Here is a 19,279-nt window from a genome sequence, read left to right as displayed (position 1 = left end):
TACCCACCACCTGTTCCACAAAATCCAGTTGGCAAGCACGGTCGTCTATCTGCCCCCACCGAGTCAGCATAGCTCACGAAGGTATAGAAAAGTAGGCATACTCCTCAAAAAAACAGGGGTTTACACCTATATATCCCTAGGTGCCTCTGGAATAAAGAAGTTTACGGGTTTACGAGTTTACAAGTTCCCTGCCGGCGCAAGCAACTCGTTAACCCCTAAACTCTTTTCGTTACTCCACCAGCACAAAGGCGGCCCAATAATAGGGAGGGTATTTTTCTTTCAGAACCTGCTGGGCTGTCCGGAAGGCATCGCGGGCAGATTTCCCCCCCAGCCAGTTGCGGTAAAACTGGGTCATCAGCTCCATGGTTTCCTGGTCGGGCACCCGCCACAGGCTCATCACCAATTGCTTTACACCCGCCAGCTTAAAGGCCCGTTGCAGCCCGATCACTCCTTCGTTGCCCTGCACGTCACCCAGGGCCGTTTCACAGGCGCTCAGCACCACCACATCCGTATTGCTCAGGTCCATCTGCGCAATTTCATAGGCCGTCAGGATGCCGTCTTCCCAGCCCGGCCGGGTAGGGCTTCCCTGCCAGGCCCGGTTGCCGCCGGCCAGGATCAGGCCGCTGCGGAACATCGGGTTCTGCTGCACCGTCAGCCCGGGGCCCGCATCCTGGGCGTCCTCTTCTTCGGCCTTTGCTTCGGCCACCGGCAGGAAAAAGCCGTGCGTGGCCAGGTGCAGCACCTGCGGACTGCGGCCTGAAAGAGCCTTGAAGGCTTCTTCCGTGGCCACCGTTCCGCTGTCGATGGAGGCGGGCACGCCTGCACGCTGCAGGATTTTACTTAGGCCGTCCAATTCCTTTTTGGCGCCGCTTAAATGACTCCACGCGCCCCAGCGGTCGGCACGGGTACTGGCGGCATGAAAATCCGGAAGGGAAGCCGGAAGATGCAGCCCGAGGGAAGCAATGGCACCAGGGGCCAGAGACGGGGTACTCTTATTATAGTCGATGTTGCCCCAGAGCGCTACGGAAAGCGGCTTTTGGGCCGGCGCGGCCGGCAGGGCCACGGCACGGGTACTGAGCACCTGCCGCAGCTGGTAGCGGTCCACCAGCGCATGGGTCGCATCCGGGCGCAGGGCCTGGAAGGCAACGCGGTGCAGCAGGCCCGCCGGCGCGTAATACACCGTCCGCGCCCCGGCCAGGTACGGTTCCAGCGGCTTCCACACCAACTGGTAAAGCGGGTGCAGGGCCGTGCCCGCAGGCTTGTCGTACAGCTTGCGGATGGCGGCATACTGGGCCAGGGCGCTTTTGGCCGTCAGCGAAGGCTGCAGCACCTGGAGCAGTTTGCGCTCTTCACAAATGGGCACAAACCGGGGAGCGCTGTCGCCGGGCAGCAACACCAGGGCAGCATAAAGGACGCTGTCGGTAAGCTTGTGGTGGTAGAGGCGGAAGCGGAGAAATTCTACGGCGGCTTCGCCCGGCTGGAGCTTTTGGGCGATCTCGGCGGCGGTGATGGCCTGGCTGTGCTGCAGTTGACGGAAGGAAACCGCCCGGCGGGAAAGCTGCTGCTCCAGCTCATTGGTTTCGTCCTGGAGGCTGTCCAGGAAGGTGGCCCGTTCCAATTTGGGCAACAGCAGTTGCCGGCCGATAAAGGATTTTTCGAACTGCCATTGCTCAAAGAGCTGCAGGGTGGCGGTATCGCCGCTTTTACGGATGGCATGCAGCACCTGCTGCTGGTCTTCCAGCACCATGCCCTTCAGGGCCAGTTCCTGGGCGTACACCTGCCGCAGCACCGAAGGATCTTTCAGGCGGCCTTTGTAGACCAGCGAGGGCAGGTAGCAGAACTGGTTGGCTTCTTTGTTCAGCAGGGCGATCTTTTCCTGCTCGGATAAAACCGTGTAGGTCTGGTGCAGGTGCTGCAGGGTAATGCCCGAAACCTGGATAAATAAGTCGGCAGCTTCCCGGCTTCTATTCACCAGGGTGTAGAGCAGGGCCAGGTTCTTCAGGGTGAGCGCATAGCCGGGACTGTTTTCACCCATTGCCTTCCGGATAATGGCCAGTGCCTCCTCGAACAAGGGTTTTGCCAGGTCGTAGCGGCCCTGTTTCATATACATGTTGGCCAGGCTGCCCAGGCCGGCGGCATACGGATGTTCCTCGTCGCCGGACCTTTTGTAGATAGCCAGCACCTCCTGGTACAGGGGCAGGGCTTTGTCATACTGGCCCATTTCGGTATACAGGCTGGCCAGGTGCTTTACAATGCGGGCATAGCCCGGGTGGTCCTCGCCCAGCGACCTGCGGCTGGTTTCCACGGCCTGCTGCAGCAGGGGCAGGGCTTTATCGTACTGCCGCATGTCTTTGTATACACCGGCCAAACTTTTGAGGATCGTGCCGTAGCTGGGATGGTTGCTGCCCAGGACCTTTTTGCGGATGACCAACGACTGCCGGTAGTACTGCAATGCCTTATCCGGCTGTCCCATTTCCTGGTACACGAGGCCGAGGCTTTTGAGGATATCCGCGTATTTAGCCGTTTCCTCCCCGGGGGTTTTCCGGCAGGCAACCAGTGCCTGCTGCAGCAGGGGCAGGGCTTTTTCGTACTGGCCCACTTCGGCATACAGGAGGCCTACCCGGTACAGGCTGAAGGAGTATTCGGGGTGCAGGTCGCCCAGGGCGGCCTTCCGGATGGCCAGGGCCTGCTGGTACAGCGGCAGCGCCTTTTCAAACTGACCGGCATATTTATACACGTCGGCCAGGTCCGTTAAAATGACGGCATAGTGGGGATGCCCGCTTCCCAGGGAGCGCTCGCAGGTGGCCAGCGCCTTTTGCAACAGGGGCAGGGCCTTTTCATACTTACCCAGCTTGATAAATAAATACCCCAGCGCGTGCAGGCTGCCGGCATAGTCGGGATGGTTTTCGCCCAGCAATTTTTTGCGGAGCGCCAGGGCCTGCCGGTAATAGGGGAGGGCCGTATCAAACAGCCGCAATCCTTTATAGCAATGCCCCAGGACCAACAAGGTTTTGGCATAATCGGGATGCTCCTCCCCCACCGCCTGTTTCACAATGGCCTGGGCCTGCAGGGCCAGGGGTAAAGCTTTCTCCGGCTGGTTTACTTCTGCATATAAAGCGGCGAGGTAACACAGGCTGAGGCCATAATCGGGATGTTCCCGGGCCGGGGGCAGCGGCTGCAGCGCCTGGCTCAGGGAGGTGGCATAGGAAAGCACCTGGGAGGGCGCCAGCGAACTATGCTCCAGCAGCAGGCTGTCGATAAGAAGGAGTTTTTTGGAAAGGAAAGCGTCCACCCCGCTGCGGGCGGACAGGTGGGGCATCTCCTCGATGGCCTGTCGCAGGGGCCCGGAGGCGGAATGTTCCTGGTAATACGACAGCACCTGGCGGAGGCTGTCAAAAACCGCAGGCTGGGCGGCAACCGGGCCGATGCCCATGCACCCGGCCCCTGTTGCCATCAGGGCAAACAGGAAAAATCTTTTAAGCACCTGTTTCATAAGCATGTAGTAAAGGATTAAACAAGGCACAGCGACAACCGCACTGGAGCCCGCCAGCTGCCCACTCAAAACATTCCATGCTGGTGCCTGCGCGAAACTCCTGGTAACAGGGGCCGCACAAAGGGAAGAAATTTACCGGGGCCTGAAATAAAGCTGCTCTGAAGAAATACCTGATACCGGTGCCAACTACCTGTCCCTGCACATCCCGCGGGCAGGCAGGATCGCTCGTCTGCCCCACTTTGTCAGCATAGCGGGCTAAAAATACAAAGAAGTCAGGAATACCCATTAGGAAAAATTGGCTTTTAACGGATCAGGACGTATTCGTTTGCGAGTTTACGGGTTTACGAGTTGCTTGCGCCCGCAGGAAACCCGTAAACCCGTAAACTCTTTTCGTTACTCCACCAACACAAAGGCCGCCCAATAATAAGGGGGATGCTTTTCTTTCATGGCCTGCTGGGCTGCACGGAAGGCATCACGGGTGGACTTTCCGGCCAGCCAGTGGCGGTAAAACAGGGTCATCAGCTCCGTGGTTTCTTCATCGGGCACGCGCCACAGGCTCATCACCAGTTGCTTTACACCTGCCAGCTTAAAGGCCCGTTGCAGCCCGATCACCCCTTCGTTGCCCTGTACCTCGCCCAGGGCCGTTTCACAGGCGCTCAGCACCACCACATCCGTATTGCTCAGGTCCATCTGCGCAATTTCATAGGCCGTCAGGATGCCGTCCTCGGCCCCGGCCGGTGTAGGCTCGCCCTTCCAGGCGTGGTTGCCGCCGGCCAGGATCAGGCCGCTGCGGAACATCGGGTTCTGCTGTACCGTAAACACATTGCCCCCGGCCTCAGGCTCCCCTTCCCGGGCGCCCCCCGCCACGGGCAGGAAAAAGCCGTGCGTCGCCAGGTGCAGCACCTGCGGACTTTTGCCCGACAGGCCCTTGAACGTTTCTTCGGAGGCGACGGCCCCGCTGTCGATGGAAATGGTCATGCCCGCCGCCCGGAACAGGCGGCCGATGCTGTCCATTTCCCTTTTGGCGCCGGGCAGGGCGCCCCAGGCCCCGCCGCGGGCGCCCCGGGTGTCGGCAGTATAGAAATTAAAAGCAGAAGCCCCCGTATCGCTGCCGGCCTGCAGCAGGCGCTTCACCGATTGGGCCACTGCGGAGGCCGCGGGCACTTTATTATAGTCGATATCGCCCCAGAGCGAAATGGAAGCCGAATGGGAGGGCTCGGCCCCGTGCAGCACCACGGCACGGGTACTGAGCACCTGCCGCAGCTGGTAGAAGTCGATCAGGAAATGGTCCGCATCCTTGCGCAGGGCCTGGAAGGCAATGCGGTGCAGCAGGCCGACCGGGGCATAGTACACCGTCCGCACCCCGGCCAGGTGTTCCTCCAGCGGTTTCCATACCAGCCGGTAGAGCGGGTGCAGGGCCTTGCCGGCCGGCTTGTCGTACAGCTTTTGGATAGCGGCATACTGGGTCAGGGCGCTTTTGGCCGTCAGCGAAGGCTGCAGCACCCGCAGCAACTGCCGCTCTTCAAACAGGGACACGAAGCGGGCGGTGCTGTCGCCGGGCAGCAGCACCAGGGCCGCGTACATGATGCTGTCGGTCTGCTTGTGGCGGTACAGGCGGAAGCGAAGAAACTCTACGGCTGCTTCTCCCGGCTGCAGCTTTTGAGCAATCTCGGCGGCGGTAATGGACTGGCTGCGCTGCAGGTGCTGGAAGGCCGCCGCCCGCCGGGAAAGCTGTTGCTCCAGGCCGTTGGCCACTTCCTGGAGGCTGTCGAGAAACGATACCCGCTGGATCTTGGGCAGCAGCAACTGGCCACCGATAAAGGCTTTATGGAGGCGCCACTGCTCGTAGAGCTGCAGGGCGGTGGTGTCGCCGCTTTTGCGGATGGCATGCAGCACCTGCTGTTGGTCTTCCAGCACCATCCCCTTCAGCACCAGCTCATTGGCATATACCTGCTGCAGCACCGTAGGGTCGGCCTTGGAGCGGGCAAACAACAGCGAAGGAAGGCTGCCGAACTGGCTGGTCTGCTTGTTCAGGAAAGCCATCTTCTCCTGCTCCGACAAAGTAGTATAGGTTTGGCGCAGGTGCTTCAGCGAGATCCGGGCCGACAGGGTCAGCAGGGCGGAGGCTTCCGCGCCGCCGCTCAATTCGGGATACACCAGGCCCAGGCTGTTCAGGTTGGAAGCGTATTCGGGGTGCTCCTCGCCCAATGACTTTTTAATAATGGCCAGGGCTTGCTCGTAGGTCTTCCTGGCCTCCTCGTACTGGCCCTCCTTCACATACAGGTCGGCCAGGTAGCTCAGGCTGAAGGCATAATTGGGATGGTCGTCGCCCAGGATCTTTTCCCGCAGGGCCAGGGTCTGACGGTAAAGGACCAGCGCCTTCCTGTTCTGGCCCATGAGGGCGTAGATAAACGCCAGGTTGTTCAACCCGTTGGCATAATCGGGATGCGCTTCGCCGAGGACCTTTTTGCGGATGGCCAGGGCCTGCTCGTATAACGGCAGCGCCTTCTGGTACTGGCCCATGGTCCGGTATAAATTGGCCAGGTGGGTGAGGCTGGAGGCATAATCGGGATGTTCGGGGCCCAGCACTTTTTTGCGGATAGCCAGGGCTCGCTGGTAATACGACAGCGACTTGTCGTACTGGCCCATCAGCCGGTACAGGGACGCCATGTTATTGAGGGTGGTGCCGTATTCGGGGTGCTGTTCGCCGATGGTTTTTTTCCGGATGGCCAGGGCCTTCTGGTAGAGGGGCAGTGATTTTTCGTATTCACCCGTGCTTTTATACAGGTTGGCCAGGCCGTGCAGGCCGGTGGCATAAGAAGGATGGTCTTCGCCCAGGGCTTTCCGGCGGATCTCCAGGGATTCCAGGCAAAGGGGCAGGGCTTTTTCAAACTGCCCCATGCTTTTATACAGGTTGGCCAGGTTGTTCAGTCCCGAGGCGTAGTCGGGATGGTTGGGCCCCGGGTTCTTTTTCAGGATCGCCAGCGACTGCTGGTACAGGGGCAGGGCTTTTTCGTACTGGCCCATGTTGCTGTACAGCGACGCGAGGTTATTGAGGCCGTTGGCATAATCGGGATGGGTGGTGCCCAGGGTCTTCTGGTATACGGCCAGCGCCTGCTGCAGCAGCGCCAGGGCCTTGTCGTACTGCCCCATGCTCCGGTACAGGTTGGCCAGGTCGTTCAGGGCGGCGCCATAAGCCGGGTGCTCCTCCCCCACCGTCTTCCGGTAAACGGCTAATGCCTGCTGGTAGAGGGCGGGCGCCTGATCATAACGGCCCATGCTTTTATGGAGGTTGGCCAGTTTGTGCAGACCGGCGGCATAACAGAGGTGTTCATGGGGCGGGGGCAGCTGCTGCAGCGCCCGCACCAGGAGCTCCGTATAGAGCAGCACCCGGGGCCGGTCCGGCTTGACGATGCGGGCCATCATCAGGCTGTCGGCCTGCAACAGCTTCAGGGACAAGGGTTCCGTCAGCGTGTCGGCGGCATAGAGGTCGAGGGCCTCCTGCACGGCCTTGCGCAACGGCTCCTCCCGGGTATTGTCGCGGAAGTATGCCAGCAACAGCCGCAGGCTGTCGTGCCGCGGGGGCTGGGCGCCTGCCTGGGTGGCGGGAGCCAGCAACGCCCCGACCAGGATGATGGCAGACAGGATCACGTTCTTTAATAACTCTTTCATAAAAAATGGATGGAGTTATAAGGAAAAGAACCAGGATCCGGATGCTATTTGGAGGCGGTGGTACCGTCGGTCAGCGACTTGCTCAACTTCAGTGCCTTTTGGCGGTAAGCGCCGGCATCCTTGTTGGCGGCTACCTGGCGCAACAGCGGTTCCGCTTTTTTCACGTCGCCGGCTTTCAGGTAGGCCAGGGCCAGGTACCATTGCTTTTTGCCCTGCCAAAACTTATCGGGGCTTTCTTTCAGGGCCTTCAGCTCCGTGATGGCTTTGGCGGTTTTACCCTCGCCCAGGTAGCTGAGCGCATTATAATAGCGGGCATAAAAGAGCAGGCGGTTCTTTTCTTCTTCTTCCGCTTTGCTTTCGGGTGTGCGGGACGTAAGCTCCTGCATGACCTCGATGGCCTTTTCGAATTCGCGGCGGGCGTGGTTGTAGCTGCCGGTTTCGTAGCTGTCAAAGGCGGCGGCCATCAGCTCGCGGCCTTCCTCGGGCAGTTCGTCGGGCTTATAGTTGCGGGCATAGAGGCGGTGCAGTTCGGCATTATCGAGCTTCCGGGAGGGCTGTTCGGCGGCTTTCGGCTCTTTTTTGTCCTGGGGAACGACCGCTACCGGGGGGGCGCCGGCAGGTTCCTGAACCGGGGGCCGCGCAGGACCGGCAGGCTGGTCGACCTGTTGCACCGGTTGTTGGTGGGCCAGGTCCTGGTTCTCCTTACCGCTGCGCATCAGCCAGGGAACCGTGAACAGGAGGGCGCCGGCCACGGCTGCCGCCACCGCCAGCTTGGACCAGAGCGGCATGTGCCGCACCTTGCCGGTAGCCGGGGCAATGGAAGGCACTTCCTCCTCGGCGGGCAGCAGGCCGCCCGTGCTGCCTTCGGCGGTCACCTTGTGCAGGGCCGGGTATACAGGCTCTTCTGCCAGGCAGGGAGGCAACTCACCGGTGGGCTGGAAGTTGGCGTAATAGGAATCCAGCGCGGAGGGATCGGCTTCCTCCAGCAGGGCAAACTCGCGTTTTTTCTGCTCGGCCCACTGGCCGCGCAGGTGGTCGTGCAGCGACACGTAAAAGGCGACCATCTGGGCAAAGGCGGGATCCGACAAACACCGGCTTTCGAACTCCTTTTTTTCGGCCGGGACCAGCTCATGCTGGAAATAACGGTCTATATAATTAAGGGCGCTATTCATATTTGTACAGGTTAAGATAGTACTCACTAAGTTTTTCCATGCAACGATACCGGGTTTGCTTGACGACATCGGCTGAATTGTATCGCATCATCACGGCTATTTCCCTGTCTTTATAACTGCCTGCGTACAACCGCAGGATCTCCTTACATACGTCGCCTACTTTTTCCAGGCATTTTCTCATTTTGGAGTGTTCCTCCCGCTCGATGATTTCTTCCACTACGTTTTTTACATCATCGGGCAGCATATCCGCCAGGCTGTCCTGGATCGGCTGCGGGTGCTTCAGGTTTTGCTTTTCGGTGGCTTTGCTGCCCGCCGTTTTGCGGCTCCGGCCGATATGGTCGATGCACTTGTGGTGGAAGATGGTCTCGGCATAGGTTTTCAGCAGGGCGCCGGCATCGGGCTGGTATTTGCCGGTAACGATATTGGTGATGACCGAACAGATCGCGTCATCATACGCCAGCCGGATCTCGTCTTTGGGAAGGTTGTACTTGGTCACCCCCCAGTAGATAAAGCTGGAAAACCGCTGCCACAGGATGTTTTCAAAACGACGCCGTTCAATTCCTCCGGATCGCAAACCTTGGATGATTGTTATTTCTTCTTCGTTAGGCATAGTTAGCAGAATTATTACCAATGACTATCAAGAGTACTGCTGTAATCATAAATCCGACTGACAGCAGGTGGAACAGGTGGAGAGTCTTTATAACGACGGCAGTGAAGACTAAAGGTACCAACATTCCTTCAAAAAAACACCCGGAATATTTTTTAAAAAAAGCCCTTTTGGGTGTTTCCCTTTTATGGTTTTGAACAGATTACACCCAAAAAAGCGGCATACGCCGGCCTAAAAAACAAACCATGAAAAAGATAATATATACCTGTCGTACGTACTGCCCGTTGCAGCGAGGTTCCTTTTCCGTGGCGGGTGCTGTGGCCGGCGCTTCCGCCCCGGAAATTCGGCCCTGATACGGCCACAGCGGGCGGCTGCGCCCTCCGCTTCCCGTTTCCTGACCCCCAAACTTTCTATATGACCTTTTATTTGATCAACGAAGAAGACCACTACAAGATTTGCTTTGTAAAAGAGAAGGACAGCCGCCGGTTTCACCACGAATGCACCGGCAAGATACTGGTGCACGGCTCCAACATTTTGCAAATGCTTTGCCTGTTCGACCTGGATATGGTTGCCCGCAACGCCTTCAGTGAAAACTAAGGGCCGCGGCCCTCCTCCCTACCCTCCCGTGCCGGGTGCCGGCCGGCTGCAGTTCGCCCCTGTTTGCCGCCTGCCATCCGGCATTATCCTGCCCGGGCATCTTAACAAATGATTTCTATTCTTCTTCCCTTTTCCGCCGGATTGTCCGTATCTTCGCGCCGACAATTTGAGCATTGCATTTCGTACATTGAACAATCTGTAAGTTTCGCTACTCGTTCGTTTCCTTTACGTTTTTGCCGCGTCTCACAATTATTGATTTTCTGAAAAAAAGAACATGAACATTTACGTTTCCAATTTAAGCTACAACGTACAGGATGAAGACCTGCGGGAATTTTTTGCAGCCTATGGCGAAGTAACCTCTGCCAAAGTAATTATTGACAAATTTACCAACCAGAGCCGTGGTTTTGGTTTCGTGGAAATGCCCCAGGGCGCCGAGGCGGAAAAAGCCGTGGCTGAACTGAACGGCGCCACCGTCGACGGCCGGGCCATGAAAGTCATGGAAGCCCGCCCGAAAGAAGACCGTCCCGCCCGCAGCGGCAGCTTCGGCAACAGCGGCGGCTACGGGAACAACGGCGGCTATAAAAAAAGATTCTAAGCAACTGCTTTTTCTTCCAGAAAAGCCCGGGTTTGTTCCGGGCTTTTTTTTAGCGTAATCGCCCATTCGCCTCAAAAAGGGGGCTTCATGGCACCTTTGTTGCGGCGGTCGAAGACGGAAACCGGCCGGTCAGGAACATAAGCCGGACAATAACATTGCTTGCCCACGAATACTTTTTTGCAGGACGACCTCCTGCCGAACTAATAAAAACTGTTATGTACACACAAATCTGGAACAAGTATTTGCCGATCATCAGGATTCTGCTGAAAAAAGCTCTTTCCGGCGAACAAACCCTGGGCATGAATATCACCGACTTCGAACGGGCAGGCATTAACCGCAAGACCGGAAGCAAGTTCAATATTCAGTTCAGCAACGGCAGGGTAACCAATGTCGTGATCGCTTCAGCCGTGGCCAAGGACCTGGCCGCCGTGTTGCTGCAGGACAATGCCGTGAAGGAAATCTTTTCCCGCAACGACTACAAATTGAGCATGAACACGAAGTTTCAGCTGATCATCACCTGGATTCCCCGCGAAGGCCAGGAGAGTGCTCAGGAGAATGCAGGTGAAAACGAACACGAGGCCGCCGAAATGGAAGTGGCGTAAGCAGGGAAGTAGATTTACCAAGCTTTTTCAACAGAACAGCAGGTCGCCGGGGGCGACCTTTTTTTATGCGCCCCCCTGCCTGCCGGGCGGGGAAGAATGCTTCCTAATTGAGGAAGCTGCGCCGGAAAACAGGGAACGTTCCGGTACCATCCGCCCGCTCCCCTACCTGCAGGCCTCGAAAATCACCGAAGCGCCCTGCCCTACCCCCACACACATGGTGGCCAGGCCGTAGCGGCTGCCCCGGCGCTGCATTTCGTGCAGCAGGGTAACGGACAAGCGCACCCCGCTGCACCCCAGCGGATGCCCCAGGGCAATGGCGCCCCCGTTGACATTCACCCGGCCGGGGTCAAGGCCCAGGTCGCGGATGCAGGCCAGGGCCTGGGCCGCAAAGGCTTCGTTCAGCTCCACCAGGTCCAGCTGGTCCACGGTAAGGCCGGCCCGGCCGAGGGCCTTTTGCGTGGCCGGCACCGGGCCAATGCCCATAACGGCCGGATCCACGCCCGCCACCGCCATGGATACTACCTTGGCCAGCGGTTTTAGCCCGAAGCGGCGCACCGCCTCCTCACCGGCCAGCAACAGGGCCGCCGCCCCGTCATTGATGCCCGACGAATTGCCCGCCGTCACCGTTCCGCCCGCCGCAAAGGCCGCCTTCAGGGAGGCCAGCTTGTCCATACTGGTCCTTCGCGGGTGCTCGTCCTGTTCCACCGGTACGCCCGCCACGTCAACCGGTACCACTTCCGCCTGCCATTTCCCCGCCTCCAGGGCGGCAAAATACCGCTCCTGCGACTGAAAGGCAAAGGCATCCTGCGCCTCTCGGGAAACCTGCCACTGCCGGGCAACGTTCTCCGCCGTTTCGCCCATGCTGTAGGGCGGGTAGGCCGCCGCCAGCGCGGGGTTGACAAACCGCCAGCCCAGGGTGGTATCGAATACTTCGGCGGAGCGCTGGAAAGGGGTCGAAGCCTTGCCCAGCACAAAGGGCGCCCGGCTCATGCTTTCCACCCCGCAAGCGATGACCAGCTCCGCATCGCCGCAGCGGATCTGCCGCGTCCCGTCCATAAGGGCCTGCAGGCCGGAGGCGCACAGCCGGTTGACCGTGCAGCCCGCCACCGTCGGGGGCAGTCCCGCCAGCAGGGCCGCCATGCGGGCTACGTTGCGGTTGTCTTCGCCGGCCTGGTTGGCGGCTCCGGCCAGCACGTCCTCGATGGCCTGCGGGTCCACCTCCCTATTTCTTGCCAGCAGGGCCTTCAGCACATGGGCCAGCAGGTCGTCGGGCCGCACAGTACTCAGTACGCCCCCGTATTTTCCTATAGGGGTACGGACGGCATCGATTATGTAGACAGGTCGCATAAATTTGGAGTTTACGAGTTTACAAGTTTACGAGTTTACGCGTTGCTGGCGCCCATATGGAACTCGTAAACTCCCCGCCTAACTTTAACAGCACCCTCCTTAAAGGTTGTGAGGGGTTAATTATCTTTGCCGGATGATAAAAACGGCACCTAAGAACATCCGGCATCTGAGCCTGGAAGAACTGGAACAATTCTTTACAACCCTTGGCGAAAAGAAGTTCCGGGCCAAACAGGTATGGGAATGGCTGTGGCAGAAGGGCGCGCAAAGTTTTGCCGACATGACCAACCTGAGCAAAGACCTGCGCCAGAAGCTGGGCGACCATTTTACGCTGCCGTCCCTGGCCGTGGACGCTACCCAGTACAGTGCCGACGGCACGGTGAAATCGCGGTTCAAGACCCACGAAGGCCACCTGTGCGAAGGGGTGCTGATCCCTACCGAAAGCCGTTTCACCGCCTGCGTTTCCTCGCAGATCGGCTGCTCGTTGAGCTGCCGCTTCTGTGCGACCGGCTATATCGACCGTAAACGCAACCTCGACTTTGACGAAATTTACGACGAAGCGGTGCTGCTCAACCAGCAAAGCGAGAAGGTGTACGGGAAAAAGCTCTCCAACATCGTGTTTATGGGCATGGGCGAACCCCTGCTGAACTATAAGAACGTGCTCAAAGCCATCGAGCGCATTACGGCCGAGGATGGCCTGGCCATGAGCCCGCGCCGCATTACCGTTTCCACCGCCGGGGTGGCCAAAATGATCCGCCAGCTGGGTGACGACCAGGTGCGCTTTAAGCTGGCCCTGTCGCTGCATGCCGCCAACGACGCCAAGCGCAACGAGATCATGCCCATCAACGAGTCCAACAACCTCAAGGCGCTGGTGGAGGCCCTGAACCATTTTTACAAGCAAACTAAAAACGAGATCACCCTCGAATACATCCTGTTCAACGACTTCAACGACAGCGACAGGGATGCCGACGAGCTGATTAAGATCTACCGGCAGGTGCCCGCCGACCTGGTCAATATTATCGAATACAACCCCATCGAATTTGCCCGCTTCACCAAGCCCAGCGAGGAACGTATGACCGCCTTCATGCAGTACCTCGAAAAGCATAAGGTGAACGCCCGCTTGCGCCGCAGCCGGGGCCGCGACATCGATGCCGCCTGCGGCCAGCTGGCAAATAAGGGCGAGGGTGCCAAGGCACAGGCCGCCAACGCTTAGCGCAAACAACGATCACTATATTTTTACTCAGGGCACGCATCACTTCGATGGGTGCCTTTTTTATTTCCTCCCTGGCACAGGGCTTTAACCATAATTAACCCTTCCGGCCTTATTTCCGCTTAAACCTAACCTGCCGGTTAGGGTCTGTTATTTGTTCTTTTAAAAAAATAAAAAACAGATATGAAACGACTGATCACTACTGCCCTTATCGTTGCCTGCTCCTTTGCCGCCGTGCACGCCCAAAATACTACCACCCCAGCTCCACGCCCCCATGCCCACAAACAAGGCAAATTTGCCGGTGACGAGCTCAACCTGACCGAAGACCAGAAAGCCCGTATGAAATCCATCCGCGAAAACCACCGCAAGCAACTGGAAGACCTGAAAAAACAGGACAAGCTGAGTGAAGCCGAAAGAACGAAACGCCGGGATGCCCTGCAGCAAAAGTTCAAAGCCGAATACGAATCCGTGCTCACCTCCGCCCAAAAGCAGCAGCTGGCCAAGAACAAAGAAGCCTGGAAAGAGAACAAAGCCGAATGGAAAGACCGCAAGGGTGAAAGAAAAGGCGATCGAAAAGAAGGACGCGGTCCCGGCATGGGTGACGGCCGCTTCCAACGCGGACAACTGCCCGAAGAACTGGGCCTCTCTGCCGACCAGAAGCAAAAAGTAGCCGCCATCCACCAGCAGTACCGCCCCCGGATGGAAGCCCTGCGCAACGACGCCTCCCTGAGCCAGGACCAGAAAAGGTCCAAACTCGAAGACCTGAGAAAACAACAGCAGGAGCAGGTAAAAAAGGTGCTGACCGCCGAACAGAACCAGAAAATGGAAAACCTGCGTAAGCAAAAAGCCGCCCGTAACCTCTAACGAACCGGCCCTTTTGCAAGCCCGCCAAATAAAAGGGCCGTGCACTGCACGGCCTTTTTTACTTTTGCACCATATACATCTAAAATGAAAAAGAAATCGGGGTTTGAAAAGTTTATAAACCAGGAGAAAAAAGGCGCTGCGAAGAAGGAAGAGTTACGCCAGCAAAAACGGAAATATAAAAAGGAACGGGAAGAGGCGATTGCTCAGCGGAAAAGACAGGTCCGCGCCGAAAGGGACGAGTTCCGCACCCCGGCCCGCGGCCCGAAGAAGGCGAAGACCTCCTTCCGCCAGGAAGAGGAACGCCCGGCCAGAAGAGTAACCAAAGCCTCCTCCGACACCCCACGGTCCCGGACATCCGCAGGCACCTCCAGGACCAAAGCCGCTTCGGAAGGATCCCGCTCCAGAACCTCCACGGGCGTATCCCGTTCCAAACCTGCTGCCGAAGGATCCCGGCCCAAAAACCTGGAACTGAAGCCCCGCACGGCCGCCCCGAAGGCGAATAAGGCGGAAGCCCCGGCCAAAACCCGGACGGCCCCCACGAAAAAGCTGGAACTGAAACCGAAAGCAGCAGGCACCAAAGCCCCCGCCAAGGCGCCCGGCAAAACCATCAAAGCCCCCGGCAAGACCGCCAAAACCGGCAAAACCGCGAAGCCCGTGACCACCGCTGCCGAGGCCGGACTGATGCCCCTGAACAAATACCTGGCGCATAGCGGCGTGAGCTCGCGCCGCGAAGCCGCCGACATCATCAAAAGCGGCAAGGTGAAAGTGAACGGCGAAGTCGTTACCGAACCCGGCCACAAAGTGACTCCTTCGGATGACGTGAAAGTGGCCAACAAAAAAGTGGTCCCCGTTGCCGACCTCGTGTACATTTTACTGAACAAACCCAAGGACTACCTTACCACCACCGACGACCCCCAGCAACGCAAAACCGTGCTGGACCTGATCAAACAGGCCACCACCGAACGGGTGTACCCGGTAGGAAGGCTGGACCGCAATACCTCGGGCGTACTGCTGCTGACCAACGACGGCGAACTGGCCCAGCAACTCACCCACCCCAGCCACGAAATTAAAAAGGTGTACGCCGTCACCCTCGACAAGCCCCTGGAACGCAAGCATTTCGACGAGATCCTCAAAGGCGTGAACCTCGAAGACGGCATGGCCTACGTGGACGTGCTGGGATATACCGATGCCGGCGACAAAACCAAGATCGGCGTGGAGCTCCATACCGGCCGCAACCGCATTGTCCGCCGCCTGTTCGAACACTTTGGCTACGACGTCAAGGCGCTGGACCGCGTCATGTTTGCCGGCCTGACCAAAAAGAACGTGGAACGGGGCAAATGGCGCCTCCTCACCGACAGAGAGGTGCGGGACCTGAAATATTTTAAAAAAGGAAAGAAGTAAATCCCCACCGGGTTTTACGAATGAACAGGATTTAAGTTTCGGAATATTATAATGAAGATCAGCGAATACATTATCTGGGAAGACGAGCAGCTGGTGGCGATTAACAAGCCCTCCGGCCTGCTGACCATCCCCGACCGCAAAGGAAACATCTCCCTCAAGAATCATCTGCAAGCGGCCTACGGTGAGATCTTCACCGTGCACCGCCTCGACTGCGATACCAGCGGCATCGTGGTTTTTGCCCGCAACGAGAGCGCCCACAAACAGCTCTCGCAGCTGTTTGAAGGACGCGAGGTGGAAAAGTATTACCAGGGACTGGTGCTGGGTAAGCCTGTTCCGCCCTCCAGCACCATCGACATGGGCATTATCGAACATCCCGTAAAAAAGGGGATGATGGCCGTGAACCGCAAAGGCAAGCCTTCGGTAACCGATTACGAAGTGGTGGAGAGCTTCCGGCTTTTCAGCTGGATGCAGTTCCGGATCCATACCGGCCGCACCCACCAGATCCGTGTGCACATGAAACACCTGGGCCACCCCATTGTCTGCGACGAACTCTATGGCGACGGTAAGCCCGTGTTGGTGTCTACCATCAAGAAGAATTACCACCTGTCGAAAAGCGAGGAGGCGGAGCGCCCCCTCCTCGGCCGCCTGGGGCTGCATTCCTGGTGGCTGAAGTTTTCGCTGGGCGGGAAGGAATACGACCTGAAGGCCGAACTGCCCAAAGACCTGCGGGCCGTGCTGAATCAGTTGCAAAAGGCATCAAACAAATAAAAAAAGAAAAAGACCGGCTGTTGGGCCGGTCTTTTTCTTTTCTATCGCTGTCTCTAATTTACGGTACCAACAATTTGGAAGACACAGCTTTATGCAGGTTCTGTACGCTTACCAGGTACAGGCCAGGCTTAAAGCCGTTGCTGACAACCGACAGGGTCGGTGCGGCAGCTGTACGTGCCAGGTAAACGATCTTGCCGGACAGGTCGGTTACCTTTACCAGCACCTCGCCCGATAACAGGCTGGCATCATTCACCGTCAGGGAAACCCGGCCGAAAGCCGCAGGGTTGGGAGCTATGCCGAGGCTGCCGCCTGCTGCCAGTGCTTCTGTCGCTACGGTCACGGTTTTGGAATAGGTGGACTGTCCGTCGATATCGATCTGTTGGATGCGGTAATAGTTCCTGGTCAGCGGAGCATCGTCGCTGAAGGTATAGTTGTTGCGGCTTTGGCCCAGGCTGGCCAGCGTACCGATGGTCTTCCAGGATTTGCCGTCCGTGCTGCGCTCCACGGCAAAGCTCTGGGTATTCACTTCATCAGCGGTTTCCCAGTCCAATTGCACGCCTTTGCCATTTTTCTTGCCTTGGAAAGAAACCCAGGTCAGCGGAGTTACAATGTGCTCCACCACAACGTAATGGATATTTACTTTAATATAACTAATGTCTGCCTGGGTAGCATGCGAGTTTCCGTTTGCAACCACAAGGCGTACAACCAGGGGATTGGCTATCAATTCCGAACCGGACCATACCGTCGTGGCACCCGATGTAGTGGATGGGCCGCCAAACGTGATGGCTTGTTCCGTCGTTAACGGCCATACCTGAGCAGCAGATAAGTTGTTTAGTATAACACCTGACTTTATCAAGGTAACTCTGCGGTCAGCTATTGTTCCATTTCCAAGGCCACCATTGGCGCTACCCGGACCTTGCACCTGAAGATACTTACGCCCGATGGTTACTTCAATGCCCCTTACCTCGGCGTTCATGGGAATATAATTGGATGCAAGAGGATTGGAAGAAAAACTAAAGGTGGCATTGAGATTTTGAGACGTGTCGCCTGACTTCTGGAGGCCAAAAGACAAGGTGGCATACTTTCCAGAGTTTGAACTCGGCGCCGGAATCGTCCAGGCAGTACCGGTTCCTGTTGAAGTAATGCTGGAAGGAGCCACATCTTTAATGGTTACGACTTGGGCATTCAGGGAGCGTGCTCCCAGGAAGGAAAGGAAAAAAATCAAGGCAGCTTTCATGCCTGTAGGGTACAGAGTTTTCATATGCAGTGTTTTAGGTTTGACTGTTTGGTGGGAAGGCGGAGGAAGTAGGAAAGCCAGCGCTTTTAACTGCCCAGCCCGCTATTTCTTACTCAAAAGTAGGATTAATTTACTTATCACCAACTAAGAAGTACCACTTATTTTAAACAATTTTACTTAGCTAGTTTTAAATAACTTACGCAGTAAACTTATTTTAGAATTATACCTAAAACACTTAGTAAGATCTTGACAATCACTTATGTGAAATGCTAAATACACCTAATTCCTGCTAAATAAATCCTTAAGGGATCCCTATCATCGGAATCGCTACCGGCAGGGCCATAAAAAAAATGGCCCGACAGCCTGGGGCTTCGGGCAAAAAAAAGCCCCGGGAAAACCCGGGGCGTCAAGAACATATATATAATTACCAGCGCTGCTACAGGGCCGTAATAAATCCAACGGCAACGGTATTGTTGCTGAACTCGTCGATCAGGATAAAGGCACCGTTGTGCGGGTTCTCCTTGTACTCGTCGGCGAAAATGGGCTTGGCGGTTTTGATCATCACCTCGCCGATATCATTGAGTTTAAATTCCTTTACATCGCTTTTTTCCTCGATGGTGTTCATGTCGATCACGTGGCTGAAGGAAGTGACCTTGGCTTTCACGCGGTTGACACCGTGCTGCAGCAGGAAGGCTTTTCCAACGGTCAGCGACTGCTCGTCCATCCAGGTCAGCTTCGCCTTGAAGGTAATGGAGTGCTTGCAGGAGTTGCCTACAGCAATCAGCGTGTTGCCGCGGCTCACGTCGATATCGTCGTTGAGCTCGATGTTGAGGCTTTCGCTGGCGTGGCCTTTGGCTACCTTGTTCAGGCCTGCGTAGATGGACTTGATGGTCGACTGGCGCATGGAAGGCAGGGCCACGACGGCCTGGCCTACTTCCAGGGTGCCGCTCACCAGCTTGCCGGCATAGCCGCGGAAGTCATGGTATTCTTCGCTGTGCGGGCGGATCACCGATTGCACGTGGAAACGGGCCGGCAGGGTCTCGTCCTTTTCGTGTACCGGCAGGGTCTCCAGGTATTCCAGCAGGGGTTTGCCGGTGTACCAGGGCATTTTAGGAGAAAGCGCCACTACGTTGTCGCCGTACTTGGCGGCCAGGGGAATGAAGGTCAGGCTGCCTTTATAGCCGATCTTGGAGGCGATCTCCTGTACATTGGCCACAATGGCGTTGAAAACGGCCTCGTCGAAGTTGACCAGGTCCATTTTGTTCACCGCCACGATCACGTTCTGCAGCTCCAGCAGGGAGGAGATGAACAGGTGGCGGCGGGTTTGCTCGGATACGCCGTTGCGGGCGTCTACCAGCACAATGGAAGCCTCGGCATGGGAAGCGCCGGTGATCATGTTGCGGGTATACTCCACGTGGCCCGGGGTATCGGCAATGATATACTTGCGGTTATCGGTAGAAAAATAAATGTGCGCCACATCGATGGTAATGCCCTGTTCGCGCTCGGCGATGAGGCCATCGGTCAGTAACGAAAGGTCCACGAAGTCCAGGCCCTTGCGTTTACTGGAGGCTTCTACTGCTTCCAGCTTGTCTTTTGTGATGGACTTGGTATCGTACAGCAAACGGCCGATAAGCGTACTTTTTCCATCATCCACGCTACCTGCAGTAGCTAATCTTAAAACATCCATTTATATAGGTTCGATTTACGATTTACGAAT

At 57.1% G+C, this 19,279-nt stretch carries 14 protein-coding genes; 7 read left to right on the top strand and 7 right to left on the bottom strand.

Annotated features, from left to right (window positions below; all coding sequences use genetic code 11):
* Positions 1–229: 229 nt before the first annotated feature.
* From V9K67_RS07025 to V9K67_RS07010, 4 genes are all read right to left on the bottom strand, one after another.
* Positions 230–3,493: a CHAT domain-containing protein gene (locus V9K67_RS07025; RefSeq protein ID WP_336721071.1), complete on the bottom strand. Its 3,264-nt coding sequence runs from the start codon at positions 3,491–3,493 to the stop codon at positions 230–232.
* Between the two features lie 393 nt (positions 3,494–3,886).
* On the bottom strand, positions 3,887–7,165 hold the full coding sequence (locus V9K67_RS07020) for a CHAT domain-containing tetratricopeptide repeat protein (RefSeq protein ID WP_336721069.1): 3,279 nt from the start codon (positions 7,163–7,165) through the stop codon (positions 3,887–3,889).
* Between the two features lie 44 nt (positions 7,166–7,209).
* Positions 7,210–8,337, bottom strand: a complete 1,128-nt coding sequence (locus V9K67_RS07015) for a tetratricopeptide repeat protein (RefSeq protein ID WP_336721067.1) — start codon at positions 8,335–8,337, stop codon at positions 7,210–7,212.
* Positions 8,330–8,911: an RNA polymerase sigma factor gene (locus V9K67_RS07010; protein WP_336721066.1), complete on the bottom strand. Its 582-nt coding sequence runs from the start codon at positions 8,909–8,911 to the stop codon at positions 8,330–8,332. The genes V9K67_RS07015 and V9K67_RS07010 overlap by 8 nt, the downstream gene beginning before the upstream one ends.
* A gap of 447 nt (positions 8,912–9,358) precedes the next feature.
* Between V9K67_RS07010 and V9K67_RS07005 the strand changes: the two genes are divergently transcribed.
* From V9K67_RS07005 to V9K67_RS06995, 3 genes are all read left to right on the top strand, one after another.
* Complete coding sequence (locus V9K67_RS07005; RefSeq protein WP_336721064.1) at positions 9,359–9,541, top strand: hypothetical protein; 183 nt, start codon at positions 9,359–9,361, stop codon at positions 9,539–9,541.
* 274 nt (positions 9,542–9,815) lie between these two features.
* On the top strand, positions 9,816–10,136 hold the full coding sequence (gene rbp, locus V9K67_RS07000) for an RNA-binding regulator (RefSeq protein WP_336721061.1): 321 nt from the start codon (positions 9,816–9,818) through the stop codon (positions 10,134–10,136).
* A gap of 215 nt (positions 10,137–10,351) precedes the next feature.
* On the top strand, positions 10,352–10,738 hold the full coding sequence (locus V9K67_RS06995; RefSeq protein ID WP_336721059.1) for a hypothetical protein: 387 nt from the start codon (positions 10,352–10,354) through the stop codon (positions 10,736–10,738).
* Positions 10,739–10,900: 162 nt separating this feature from the next.
* Here V9K67_RS06995 and V9K67_RS06990 read toward each other — a convergent pair whose 3' ends face one another.
* On the bottom strand, positions 10,901–12,085 hold the full coding sequence (locus V9K67_RS06990) for a thiolase family protein (protein WP_336721058.1): 1,185 nt from the start codon (positions 12,083–12,085) through the stop codon (positions 10,901–10,903).
* A gap of 133 nt (positions 12,086–12,218) precedes the next feature.
* Here V9K67_RS06990 and rlmN point away from each other — a divergent pair, with 133 nt between their 5' ends.
* The 4 genes from rlmN (at position 12,219) to V9K67_RS06970 (ending at position 16,325) form a co-directional block, all read left to right on the top strand.
* Positions 12,219–13,295, top strand: coding sequence for a dual-specificity RNA methyltransferase RlmN (gene rlmN, locus V9K67_RS06985; protein WP_336721057.1), 1,077 nt, complete (start codon positions 12,219–12,221; stop codon positions 13,293–13,295).
* 180 nt (positions 13,296–13,475) lie between these two features.
* Positions 13,476–14,156, top strand: a complete 681-nt coding sequence (locus V9K67_RS06980) for a hypothetical protein (protein WP_336721056.1) — start codon at positions 13,476–13,478, stop codon at positions 14,154–14,156.
* An 84-nt stretch (positions 14,157–14,240) separates the two neighbouring features.
* Positions 14,241–15,557 (top strand): pseudouridine synthase, encoded by a 1,317-nt coding sequence (locus tag V9K67_RS06975; RefSeq protein WP_336721055.1) that lies wholly within the window; start codon positions 14,241–14,243, stop codon positions 15,555–15,557.
* 51 nt (positions 15,558–15,608) lie between these two features.
* Entirely contained in the window at positions 15,609–16,325 is a 717-nt protein-coding gene (locus tag V9K67_RS06970; protein WP_336721054.1) for an RluA family pseudouridine synthase, read from the top strand.
* A gap of 58 nt (positions 16,326–16,383) precedes the next feature.
* Here V9K67_RS06970 and V9K67_RS06965 read toward each other — a convergent pair whose 3' ends face one another.
* Positions 16,384–17,586 (bottom strand): T9SS type A sorting domain-containing protein, encoded by a 1,203-nt coding sequence (locus V9K67_RS06965; protein WP_336721053.1) that lies wholly within the window; start codon positions 17,584–17,586, stop codon positions 16,384–16,386.
* 412 nt (positions 17,587–17,998) lie between these two features.
* On the bottom strand, positions 17,999–19,249 hold the full coding sequence (locus V9K67_RS06960; protein ID WP_336721051.1) for a sulfate adenylyltransferase subunit 1: 1,251 nt from the start codon (positions 19,247–19,249) through the stop codon (positions 17,999–18,001).
* Between the last annotated feature and the right edge of the window lie 30 nt (positions 19,250–19,279).

Origin of the sequence: Huijunlia imazamoxiresistens, assembly GCF_037132455.1 — a bacterium.
Taxonomy (GTDB): domain Bacteria; phylum Bacteroidota; class Bacteroidia; order Chitinophagales; family Chitinophagaceae; genus Flavisolibacter; species Flavisolibacter imazamoxiresistens.
Note: the sequence above shows the minus strand (reverse complement) of the source record. Positions and strands in the feature narration are given on the sequence as shown.

What these genes read in the sequence shown, in the direction of transcription:
- rlmN (WP_336721057.1), top strand. Translation starts at nt 12,219, where the DNA reads ATGATAAAAACGGCACCTAAGAACATCCGGCATCTGAGCCTGGAAGAA.
- V9K67_RS06990 (WP_336721058.1), bottom strand. Translation starts at nt 12,085, where the DNA reads ATGCGACCTGTCTACATAATCGATGCCGTCCGTACCCCTATAGGAAAA.
- V9K67_RS07025 (WP_336721071.1), bottom strand. Translation starts at nt 3,493, where the DNA reads ATGAAACAGGTGCTTAAAAGATTTTTCCTGTTTGCCCTGATGGCAACA.
- V9K67_RS07020 (WP_336721069.1), bottom strand. Translation starts at nt 7,165, where the DNA reads ATGAAAGAGTTATTAAAGAACGTGATCCTGTCTGCCATCATCCTGGTC.
- V9K67_RS06995 (WP_336721059.1), top strand. Translation starts at nt 10,352, where the DNA reads ATGTACACACAAATCTGGAACAAGTATTTGCCGATCATCAGGATTCTG.
- V9K67_RS06975 (WP_336721055.1), top strand. Translation starts at nt 14,241, where the DNA reads ATGAAAAAGAAATCGGGGTTTGAAAAGTTTATAAACCAGGAGAAAAAA.
- V9K67_RS06960 (WP_336721051.1), bottom strand. Translation starts at nt 19,249, where the DNA reads ATGGATGTTTTAAGATTAGCTACTGCAGGTAGCGTGGATGATGGAAAA.
- V9K67_RS07015 (WP_336721067.1), bottom strand. Translation starts at nt 8,337, where the DNA reads ATGAATAGCGCCCTTAATTATATAGACCGTTATTTCCAGCATGAGCTG.
- rbp (WP_336721061.1), top strand. Translation starts at nt 9,816, where the DNA reads ATGAACATTTACGTTTCCAATTTAAGCTACAACGTACAGGATGAAGAC.
- V9K67_RS07005 (WP_336721064.1), top strand. Translation starts at nt 9,359, where the DNA reads ATGACCTTTTATTTGATCAACGAAGAAGACCACTACAAGATTTGCTTT.
- V9K67_RS06965 (WP_336721053.1), bottom strand. Translation starts at nt 17,586, where the DNA reads ATGAAAACTCTGTACCCTACAGGCATGAAAGCTGCCTTGATTTTTTTC.
- V9K67_RS06970 (WP_336721054.1), top strand. Translation starts at nt 15,609, where the DNA reads ATGAAGATCAGCGAATACATTATCTGGGAAGACGAGCAGCTGGTGGCG.
- V9K67_RS06980 (WP_336721056.1), top strand. Translation starts at nt 13,476, where the DNA reads ATGAAACGACTGATCACTACTGCCCTTATCGTTGCCTGCTCCTTTGCC.